9 protein-coding genes are annotated in these 7,971 nt (G+C 39.3%); 4 read left to right on the top strand and 5 right to left on the bottom strand.

Annotated elements, in window-relative coordinates:
• Positions 1-430: 430 nt before the first annotated feature.
• Together IM477_RS08275 and IM477_RS08270 are read right to left on the bottom strand one after the other, a co-directional pair.
• Positions 431-871, bottom strand: a complete 441-nt coding sequence (locus IM477_RS08275; RefSeq protein ID WP_287731314.1) for a hypothetical protein — start codon at positions 869-871, stop codon at positions 431-433.
• Between the two features lie 172 nt (positions 872-1,043).
• On the bottom strand, positions 1,044-2,126 hold the full coding sequence (locus IM477_RS08270; RefSeq protein ID WP_190723150.1) for a fatty acid desaturase: 1,083 nt from the start codon (positions 2,124-2,126) through the stop codon (positions 1,044-1,046).
• A gap of 597 nt (positions 2,127-2,723) precedes the next feature.
• On the opposite strand from IM477_RS08270, the gene IM477_RS08265 reads away from it, so the two are divergent.
• The 3 genes from IM477_RS08265 (at position 2,724) to IM477_RS08255 (ending at position 5,834) form a co-directional block, all read left to right on the top strand.
• Positions 2,724-2,963, top strand: coding sequence for a DUF1830 domain-containing protein (locus IM477_RS08265; protein WP_190723151.1), 240 nt, complete (start codon positions 2,724-2,726; stop codon positions 2,961-2,963).
• Positions 2,964-3,242: 279 nt separating this feature from the next.
• The gene (locus tag IM477_RS08260) at positions 3,243-3,650 is read left to right on the top strand and encodes a hypothetical protein (protein WP_149987632.1); all 408 of its coding nucleotides are present in this window, start codon (positions 3,243-3,245) and stop codon (positions 3,648-3,650) included.
• Positions 3,651-3,683: 33 nt separating this feature from the next.
• The gene (locus tag IM477_RS08255; protein ID WP_287731310.1) at positions 3,684-5,834 is read left to right on the top strand and encodes a pentapeptide repeat-containing protein; all 2,151 of its coding nucleotides are present in this window, start codon (positions 3,684-3,686) and stop codon (positions 5,832-5,834) included.
• A 39-nt stretch (positions 5,835-5,873) separates the two neighbouring features.
• On the opposite strand, the gene IM477_RS08250 is transcribed toward IM477_RS08255, so the two are convergent.
• Together IM477_RS08250 and IM477_RS08245 are read right to left on the bottom strand one after the other, a co-directional pair.
• Positions 5,874-5,972: a type II toxin-antitoxin system YoeB family toxin gene (locus IM477_RS08250; RefSeq protein WP_261779431.1), complete on the bottom strand. Its 99-nt coding sequence runs from the start codon at positions 5,970-5,972 to the stop codon at positions 5,874-5,876.
• 270 nt (positions 5,973-6,242) lie between these two features.
• Positions 6,243-6,449, bottom strand: a complete 207-nt coding sequence (locus IM477_RS08245; protein ID WP_002740011.1) for a UPF0223 family protein — start codon at positions 6,447-6,449, stop codon at positions 6,243-6,245.
• A gap of 369 nt (positions 6,450-6,818) precedes the next feature.
• Between IM477_RS08245 and IM477_RS08240 the strand changes: the two genes are divergently transcribed.
• Complete coding sequence (locus IM477_RS08240) at positions 6,819-7,430, top strand: Uma2 family endonuclease (RefSeq protein WP_110578544.1); 612 nt, start codon at positions 6,819-6,821, stop codon at positions 7,428-7,430.
• Between the two features lie 92 nt (positions 7,431-7,522).
• On the opposite strand, the gene IM477_RS08235 is transcribed toward IM477_RS08240, so the two are convergent.
• Positions 7,523-7,777, bottom strand: coding sequence for a hypothetical protein (locus IM477_RS08235; RefSeq protein WP_287731309.1), 255 nt, complete (start codon positions 7,775-7,777; stop codon positions 7,523-7,525).
• Positions 7,778-7,971: the final 194 nt, after the last annotated feature.

Here is a 7,971-nt window from a genome sequence, read left to right as displayed (position 1 = left end):
GAAAGCTTAAGTAGGTAGGCGTTAAAAATTATCAGATGCCCCCCTTATTAAGGGGGGATTAAGGGGGGATCCCCCCGCCTATCGGCACCCCCCTTATTAAGGGGGGCAGGGGGGATCGAACCTAAAATCCATTTTTAATTTAATTATAACCAGCTACTTAACTTCTCCCCATTATAGTTGATTTTACCAAAATAGGGCAAGAGGATCGGCGATCTCCTGCAAAAGTAAGTTATCGAGCCGCTATCGGGTCAAAATATCTAAAACCCCGGATAAATTCGACATAATCTTAGGTTTTATAAATAGGATAGTTATCTCTTATCTTTTGTCTGCTACTGAAGATTTTTGATTCTTGCAGGAGATATTATTTTTTATAAAATTGGTGAACTAATTCTCAAACGTACTAACCCACAAACAGAAGGAGGCAAACCCATTACGCCGCGCTATGACTCCCGTAACACTTAGCGACCAAAACCACTGGCTCGATTTCTCCCTTTTGGAGTTTTTCTAGCGGGGTTGCTCCCTCTAAACGAATATCACCCGTAAGCAGAAAGAGCATTTGTGTCCAAGCACCATCTTCTTTTAGGACGGCTAACACTTGGTCTAAACCTGACAAAACTTTGCCATCAACAAATTGCCAAGCGGGATAAACTAATTCCTCGTTGACAGATAAACCTAAGACCCGATGATTGAGCCTCATAGTTTCTAATTCCAAAGAACTAGAGGCTAAAACACTACAAACCTCAGCGCTGGTTAAGGTTCCGCCTTGCTTAGATAGGAACCGCTTCTTCGCTTCTTCGCCTCGTTTAATGGCAGCCTCCAACGCAGAGGCCAAAGCTAAAGGAGATTGTGTTTTTTGTATGGATTCTAACATTTTTAAGCTAATAAGAAATTTAGTTCTTAACAACCAACAATTCTTATTATAATCCCGATCTCCATTTGTAGCCAACAATTGTTGCAACGGAGATAATGACGCTTACCGATAATGTCAACCAAAAAAAATTGGGGAGATAAGCCATTTGTAACTATCTCCCTCAAGCCTCAATTTAGTGGGGTGGCATTTTGCTTAAAGATTCAAAGGTTTTGTTGATGGCTTCTACTAATCCCCAGGAGTGGGAATAATAAACACCCGCTTCTACTTCCGCTTGGCGATCGCTGTGGGCATTTACCCAATCGCTTGCCGGTCGTCGGTGGTGGTAGTCATGTACTGGACTATCGCCCGTCAGGATCAGCAGTCGCACGGGTAAATGGTAGAAAAACAGCCGGAGCCACCAACGGGTTTCTCCCCAAAATTTGACCCAAAAGGGGTCAAAATCATTGAAAACAGCCGGCTCTTCGCAACAAAAAATAGCAGAGGTCATTTCGCCAGTTTTCTTAGCAAATCTATGTTCTACACACTGGCGTAGTACGCTACTGATCTCGAAAAACACGCTCAGAGTCGGAACAAACACTAATAAAAACCCGGCCCAAGTATGGGTAATGATCACTAAACTTAAAATCGAGAGCCAAAAACCGACAGCCAGCCAGTTGTGTTTTGCGTCCGTTGAAGAAAACGTCCCTTTTAGGCGATCGCCAAATTGACGGCAGTGGAAAGTCGCAGAAAAAATAAGCTTAGTTAAGTGTTGCGATGCTTGCTGCGGACTCATCTCTGGACGGAAACCCGCTTTGTAAAAAAACTCAAAGGTTTCATCACCGGGGCGCATTAATCCTTTGGAATGGTGAGTTTCGCAATGCTTTTTCTTGTAACTATTAAAAGGCATGGAGAGAGTAAGAATTGAAATGAATTCCCCTAACACTTCATTCCAAAAAGGATTGGCAAAAACAGCATTATGAGAGCAAGCGTGCATAATGGTTAGCCGTTGCATCCGTAAAGATGAGAGCAAACAGACTTGACTAATGGGAATTGCCCACAGGTGGGCGTTATCTACAAAGGCATAATTGCTGATGAGAAGACCAAAGGCAAAAAGTAAAAAGGTTAGAGAGATTTCTTCCCCTGCTGTTTTTCGGCGTGTCGCTTGTCCTGTGCGAGGTTTAGCGACTAACCAAGTAACCCAAGATTCTGGCAGAAACCCAGTCTTTTCGTGAATTTGTTCACGAGTATCCGAAGATGAACAATTTTGTAGTAACATAAAAATCACAAAAACTTAGTTTGATGGGTGGTAGCAATACCACCTTTTTATATTATTTTCAACGATCTCAATAAAGAACTCAACCAATTATTGTTGTTTTTTTTGTAGAGAAATATATCATTTTTTGCAATAATTATTGGTTTAAAGATGCAACAATTGTTGGCTTGAGCTTGCAATAATTATTGGCTTTTAATTTTATAGTTTTGGAAACCAAATGCTTACCAAATTGTGGCTTTAGTAATCTAGGCTCATCAATTTTTTCTTGGCAACAGTTCCGTGATTAGCCACGCTGAGGTTGTGTAGGGGATGGCAACCATTGGAGGGGCAGTCAATTGAACGACAAGAGTGGAAGATATTAGGAGAACTTTAACTTTTTGACTCGGCGACATACTGGCCTCCTCTTATTTCAAGTTTGTCCCTCATTGTACAAGTAAATTATTGGATATCAACCTACAAAAGTTGCATAATATTTGAGATTTAAAGATGCAACAATTGTTGGTTTAACTTTGCAATAATTATTGGTTTTCAATTCCAGAATTTTGAATTATCGTACATACATAAGGTTCATCCCGTATTGCAGAAATGGAGCGGAATGGTATGTCGAATGCAACTGTTAATCAAGCAATTATCAACTGTGTATATGTAAACGACACGGGAAAAATGGCTATTCTCAAAAATAACTTTGACTTGATAGTAAAATGGCGGGAGCAAGTCGTTGACGTGGGCGAAGATTTTTGCTTTGAGGCTCCTGAAGGGGGACACTTAGATATTTTTACCTATGAGATGGCTACGATGATTCGGGAGGATAGAATTCCGTGTCGAGAATTGGCGATATAAGGGAAGTTTTTTGGGGATTGAGTTCTTGTCATTCTCTGTAGGGGATTGGTTGCCAAGCCTTGTAGTTTCTGGATTTGGAAACCAAACCTCTACCAGATTTTGGGTCTTGCAATAATTGTTGGTTGATTTCTCTTTTGGTTTTATGGGACTATCTCAGAAGCAATATAACTTTCTGGTTATTATTGCAATCCACTTTGAAAAAGTATCGGTGACTACAAATATAGCTATGTTGACTACCTTAAGATCGATGACAACCCCAACCGAAGGAGAGATACTTCTATGGCAACTCCCCCGTCACTATGCGATGCCCAAAATCTGGCAAGAGACTGTGGTTTGGATATAGCCAAGCTACAAGCTTTGTTGGCAGAAATCGAATTCCTATCTGCAAAATACAAAATTATTTTCTATCTGGCGGCTACAGGTCTTTTTTGTGCGGATGATTTGGCTGAAATGTTCAATCATAGCCAAAAAAATCTAAACACGGATTTCAACAAAAATCTAGGATCCTATCTTAAACTTTACCTTGATTTAGATGAAAGTGAGCGTGTGGGAATTACTTCTCTAAGAAGAATTCTTTTCAAGAAAGGTTATTGCGTCATTAACGATATTTTGACAAGCAGATACGTAGAGAATTCGGAATTAGAACGATCTGCCTCAGACAAAATTAGTACAGAATCAGACCACTGAAAACTAGCGCATTTTTGAGGAGATTAATTTCAAATGAAAACTGAAAACTTATTGGACGTAACAAAATTGGCCAGTCCCCATCTTGACACAAGTGATGTATTGGTATTGTTAGCTCAACTAAAAAATGAACAGGATAGAGATCGCCGGGCGGGGATTATCAGAAAAATAGGACAATACTATCCTGAATCTCAAGCAACTCAAATCTCTGAGCTTCAAGTAATAAAAACGCTTTTAAATTTGGGCAATTATGTAGATTCTGACGATTTTTTTAAATACGAAATTAAGCTTAGTTTGCATAAAATTTCGTACAAAATTGCTGCTCACTCTGATGTAGATATTGACTTTTTTCTCAAAAATCTAGCAATATTTCAATCCCAAGAAAATACTTCTCAAGCTCCGAAAGTCTTAATTGATGCTGATCTAATCGAAGAGTTTTTATTACGAAATCAGACGACTCTTAACAGGGAAGCTACTAGGGTTATGGGACTTGTTTTAGAGGGGAAAATTAATCCTTACATTGGCGAAATAGGATTAATCAAAATTTGGCATAATATCAAAAATCTTAAATCTCAAGAATATGCCAATCGTTCGATCATTGAACTTCTGAGTAAGATTAACGTCGGTCAAGTTGACTTGAAAGAAATTGACCTAGAAAAATATCCTAACGTTAACTTAAAAACGGCAATTCAAGTTGAGATTGCCAGAAAGTATAGCGTAGCAGGTATTATCACCATCAGAGATCGAGAATTCATTGCCAGTGGATATCCTTTTGTGGGTTCCCCTTCCCTATTCTTACAGTCTTTAGGGGAAGATACCTCGCCAGCTTCTATCGAAAGAACTCTCAAAAATCTCGGTAAAGCTGCCATGGAACATGAGAAAGTAAAACTCAATCAGCTTTTAGAAAACGAGCCTCAACACAACTTATTCTTTGAAGATAATCTTTTGCTTTTTCAAGGCTGGAAAATTGAGAACTTTGAAATTCTTTGTGCTAACAACAATTTAACTGCTGCGACAGTTATCCTATGTAATACAAAAAACCAAGAGCGTTACACTGAATCGGCCTTTAAAAAAGGTTCAGTAGATGCACTTTTTACTGCTTTTAATGAGGCTCTAGCTCATTTAGTTGAAATTAAACATCACCTTAAATCTGTCTATTTGGCCAACTTAAAAGAAGGTCAACAAGGAGACGTAACTGTCAAGGTGGTGGTCGAGTATGATGGTAAAAAAGTGATTACCATCCACACCCATGAAAATATTCTCAAGGCTTATTTTTTCGCCTACGTCAAAGCGATGATTGCCGTTTATGCACCCAAGGAATATCACCCCGATATTCATAGCACAAAAGAATTGACATATTTGCACAAAATTGGCGAACGAGATTTTCGGGGACTGAATTTCAGCCAAGTCGATTTAATGGATACCCTAGGCAATCTTTCCGATGCAAAATTGATGGGATGTAACTTCAGTCAGGCTAATCTTTCGAGGGTTAATTTAACTAATGCTGATTTAACAGGAGCCGATTTAAGTCATGCCAATTTGAGCAAAGCTAATCTAACGGGAGCTAACTTGACCGATGTTAAATTAGATGAAAATAATCTAACCCTCCTTGATGGCACAATTTTGACTAACACAATTATGCCTGAAATTAACATTGAAATTAGCGGCGAATCCCGTTTAGAAAAGGTTGCTCAACTACTCAAACACATTGATCCTCAAAGTCAATCTCGAATCTTGGCTATTCACTCCATGACAGATTCCATCTGGTGGGATAATCCCCTTGGTCAAAAATTCTGGGAAGTTAACAAAGAACTAATCGAAAGGAAGATTTCTATTCAACGAGTCTTTATTCTTCCTGAAGCTCCGACTCCAAAGCATTTACAAGTGATTCAGGAACAACTTAACTCTGGCATAGAAGTTGCTTGGATTTGTCAGGAAAAAGCCAAAGATATTGAAGGCTATCGTTGGGATGATACCAACCTATTGATTAGCGAAAACTTATCTGTTCCCAGAAATTCTTTTACAGCGAGAAGAACTATGAATGGTCAAACAGAATCAGGTTATATTTCCTATCAAACAAGAGTTGTCGAGACAGATAAAAGTATCTTTAACGCTCTATGGGAAAAATCCGAAAAACTCTCTACTCAAGCTAATATTCAGGAACAATTAGCAAACCTGAATACCTGACTTTCTTTCCATCTTTAACTTTTCAGGTTTACCAATTCCTTAAAAAGGATGCCGTTGAACTTTCTGAATCAGCCTAATGATTTTTAAAGTCTGCTTGCGGTCATCCTCAACCCACCAAGCCAAATCTTCAAAAGCCAACCGATCAAATTCCAAGCTTTTAGCAATTTTTATCGGATAAACATTGAATACTGGCTTGGCTCATTTTTCCCGAACTTTATTGTTTTATTAAGTAGGGAGGCACAATTATTTGTAGGATGGGTTAGCGGTAGCGTAACATGAGCGGGAGTTGGGTTTCATGCTTCAACCCAACCTACGTTCTTGGCTCATTTTTCCCGAACTCTATTGTTTTATTAATTGATGATCACAAGGCGATCGCTCTTTCTATTCTATTTTGATAAAAAGCGATCGCTAAAAAGAAATTTCTCGGTCGTTTGTCACACAATCCTGAAGATATAAATCAATTAATTCCTGATAAGAAATTCCTTTTTCTTTTGCTTTTTTTTCAAAGAAATCAATGACATCAATCCTTAAAGGTAAAGTGACCTGCCGCTTGAGTTGTTGAGCAAAAGGATTAGGACGACTTTTCATATTAGCGAGATCATACTCTGATTTCATCAACAATAACCTCGATGAGGACAGTATAGTATTTTGGTTAAATTTAACGACTCAATTATAATACATACAATCAAATTAACGATAGTTTGCTCTTAAAAAATTTTTCTCTCTCACCTCAGAAAAACTGCGATCGCCGTTCTAATTCTATTTTGATAAAAAGCGATCGCTTCCCCACAATCCCTAAAAAATAACCATAAAATTAATTAATAAGTGGGTAGGCGTTAAAAATTATCAGATGCCCCCCTTATTAAGGGGGATCCCCCCGCCTATCGGCACCCCCCTTATCAAGGGGGGCAGGGGGGATCGAACCTAAAATCCATTATTAATTTAATTATAACCAGCCACTTAGAATATCGGAGAAAGACAAAGATGATTATCGCTCAAGAAAAACCAACTATTGCGACAGTCACCAAAACCCCTGTCACTTTGGAAGCATATCGGGCGATCGCTGAAACTTCTCAGGAACGTTATGAATATTGCCATGGAGAAATGATTCTTATGCCTGGAGGAACCGCAACCCACAGCGCAATCGCGATCAATATCTCGGTTTTTTTGGGATTTTTATTGAGAGATAGGGATTTTCGTCTCTATAACAGCGATCTGCGGCTGTGGATTCCTGAATATAATTGTGGAACCTATACCGATCTCATGGTTGTTAACCATGAACCGGAATTTAACGGCGATCGCAAAGACGAAATTCTTAATCCTTTATTTATTGTAGAGGTGCTTTCCCCCGCCACGGAAGCATATGATCGAGGTGATAAATTTAGAAAATATCGTTCCCTGCCAAGTTTTTGTGAATATCTGCTCGTTAGCCAAACTGAACCCTACATTGAGCAATATTTTAGACTCGCACAGAGCGATCGCTGGCAACTACAAACCTACGATCAACTTAGTCAAATAATCCCTCTGGAGAGTTTAAACGTTGAACTTCCCTTGCTAGAAATTTATCGTCGCGTTAGTTTTGCCGCAGCCTCATAAATCCCTTAATCCGATTAATAACCTTTCTATTTTGTTTGCATAAAAAGCGATCGCCCCACAGTAAAGAAGCGGTGAGGAGTAGTTCATTAGACCTACTCAGGATGGTTAGGCAGAGAATGATATTGAAAGATGCCAAATATACTGCCGACACTGCCGACACTGAGAATACTGCCGACACTGCCAATACTGAGAATACTGCCGACACTGCCAATACTGAGCATACTGCTGATACTAACCAGACTTAAAATGCTGCTGGCACTAGCGAGACTTAAAATACTGCCGGCACTGCCTAAACTCAAGATACAGCGATAACTAGCTTTGCTCAGATAATTAAGACCGGAAATCATTTTAAATCGGGGAAAGATTGGGGAATAGTTAGGGAAGTATTTTGCCAAACCTGTTTTGACACTCCCCGCTCTAAAGAGACGGGGATTCTTGGTTCACAGAGATTACTTGCTTAGACAGAATTGCTTCTGAAAAAGTAGAGGTATTCTCTCCCCAAGCGTTTATTGGATCGAGCCCAAAGGTTCCGGTATGCCCT

It is taken from the genome of Microcystis sp. M090S1 (genome assembly GCF_020246295.1).
Classification (GTDB): domain Bacteria; phylum Cyanobacteriota; class Cyanobacteriia; order Cyanobacteriales; family Microcystaceae; genus Microcystis; species Microcystis aeruginosa.
Note: the sequence above shows the minus strand (reverse complement) of the source record. Positions and strands in the feature narration are given on the sequence as shown.

Coding starts and splice junctions, on each gene's coding strand:
- IM477_RS08275 (WP_287731314.1), bottom strand. CDS start 871: ATGTTAGAATCCATACAAAAAACACAATCTCCTTTAGCTTTGGCCTCT.
- IM477_RS08270 (WP_190723150.1), bottom strand. CDS start 2,126: ATGTTACTACAAAATTGTTCATCTTCGGATACTCGTGAACAAATTCAC.
- IM477_RS08265 (WP_190723151.1), top strand. CDS start 2,724: ATGTCGAATGCAACTGTTAATCAAGCAATTATCAACTGTGTATATGTA.
- IM477_RS08260 (WP_149987632.1), top strand. CDS start 3,243: ATGGCAACTCCCCCGTCACTATGCGATGCCCAAAATCTGGCAAGAGAC.
- IM477_RS08255 (WP_287731310.1), top strand. CDS start 3,684: ATGAAAACTGAAAACTTATTGGACGTAACAAAATTGGCCAGTCCCCAT.
- IM477_RS08245 (WP_002740011.1), bottom strand. CDS start 6,449: ATGAAATCAGAGTATGATCTCGCTAATATGAAAAGTCGTCCTAATCCT.
- IM477_RS08240 (WP_110578544.1), top strand. CDS start 6,819: ATGATTATCGCTCAAGAAAAACCAACTATTGCGACAGTCACCAAAACC.
- IM477_RS08235 (WP_287731309.1), bottom strand. CDS start 7,777: ATGATTTCCGGTCTTAATTATCTGAGCAAAGCTAGTTATCGCTGTATC.